The 634-nt window shown below is 62.0% G+C and carries 2 protein-coding genes; both read right to left on the reverse strand.

Annotation, left to right across the window (positions count from 1 at the left end):
- Nucleotides 1–170: plasmid SOS inhibition protein A (locus HMPREF3096_RS14320; protein ID WP_176747751.1), on the reverse strand; the 170-nt coding region annotated here is incomplete at its 3' end.
- Entirely contained in the window at nucleotides 167–601 is a 435-nt protein-coding gene (psiB, locus tag HMPREF3096_RS14325; RefSeq protein WP_086556807.1) for a conjugation system SOS inhibitor PsiB, read from the reverse strand. The genes psiB and HMPREF3096_RS14320, both read right to left, overlap by 4 nt.
- Between the last annotated feature and the right edge of the window lie 33 nt (nucleotides 602–634).

A 634-nucleotide genomic window follows, 5' to 3' on the forward strand; every position in this document is an offset into this window, starting at 1 on the left:
GTCGTGTTCATGCGGCTGTTCCCGGTCAGCAGACGCAGGAAGGTGCGCACGTGTGGCATGGCGGGCAGACGCGCACCGAGACGGCGGGATTCCTCCACCGACAGGACCGCCTGCAGCGCTGCCTGCCGGGCTGGCTTCAGGGTCACCAGAGACGTTGTTGATGCGTTCACTGTGCGCCCTCCATGACCAGCATGCTGATGATGCTGGCCTGACTGTAGCCATCGGCATCGAGCCGGGCAACCAGACTCAGCGTGTGGCTGATGGCTTCCGGCGACCAGTCCGACAGCGTGCTGATAACCGAGAACGGACGACCGCTGGCCGGGACAAACACCACCATCCAGGCCGGAGAGATATCGCCGGGACTGCACACGGCGAGATGATAGTTACCGTGTGAAGGCGTGAAGCGGATCTGTACCGGGAAAAAGCCCCCGAACTCGCTGCGGTACTCCCCGTTCATGTCCCAGTTATCCGGGCAGTTCAGGTCACGCATCACGGCATGGGTCAGTTCGCGGCGCAAATCCTCCCCTCCTTCGCGCCAGTCTTCGTATTCCTGTGGGATCATGGTTTTCAGGACATCGGGGGTAATAATATTGCGCATCATCGTCTCCTTATCGCCGCCCCGCAGGGCGGCGTC

Origin of the sequence: Klebsiella sp. HMSC25G12 (assembly GCF_001807705.1) — a bacterium.
GTDB lineage: Bacteria > Pseudomonadota > Gammaproteobacteria > Enterobacterales > Enterobacteriaceae > Klebsiella > Klebsiella variicola.

What these genes read in the sequence shown, in the direction of transcription:
- psiB (WP_086556807.1), bottom strand. Translation starts at nt 601, where the DNA reads ATGATGCGCAATATTATTACCCCCGATGTCCTGAAAACCATGATCCCA.